This window comes from Corallococcus praedator, from assembly GCF_003612125.1.
Classification (GTDB): Bacteria; Myxococcota; Myxococcia; order Myxococcales; family Myxococcaceae; genus Corallococcus; species Corallococcus praedator.
Map to the genome: position 1 here is coordinate 1 of NZ_RAWI01001276.1, position 408 is coordinate 408.

The following is a 408-nucleotide window of genomic DNA, read 5'->3' on the forward strand; positions in this document are numbered from 1 at the left end:
GCACGACGCCGGAGTCGTCAACGGCGGCGAAGTCGTGCAGGGCGATGGCCAGTTTGTCGGTTTCGGACAATGTGCTCAATCGTTGGCGGGCCCGGTCGACGGCGTCGACCCATTGAGGGTGCGGAACCGCTGCACCCTGCCTGGCGTTCGTCGTCTCCAACCGGGAACCGAGTGTCGTGTAGCCGATGCCCTGACTCATAGTGGGTTCTTTCGGGTAGAGGCCAGAATCTGCGCCAGATGCACCGTGCGGGTGCCGGTGTCGCCGCGGGACAGTCCGCCGCCGATGTGCATCAGGCAGGAGGAGTCGCCGGCCGAGCAGACGTCGGCGCGGGTGGCAGCGATGTTGCTGATCTTGTCGGTGAGCATGGCCGACGAGGTGCCGGCGTTCTTCAGCGCAAAGGTGCCGCC

General features: G+C 66.2%; 1 protein-coding gene and 1 pseudogene. Both read right to left on the reverse strand.

The features are described 5' to 3' along the window. Nucleotides 1-199, reverse strand: a 199-nt coding sequence (locus tag D7Y13_RS47540) for a hypothetical protein (RefSeq protein WP_208734720.1), incomplete at its 3' end; no start/stop codon positions are given. Then, a pseudogene (locus tag D7Y13_RS44065) lies at nucleotides 196-408 on the reverse strand ((Fe-S)-binding protein); the annotation flags it as partial. The gene D7Y13_RS47540 and the pseudogene D7Y13_RS44065, both read right to left, overlap by 4 nt.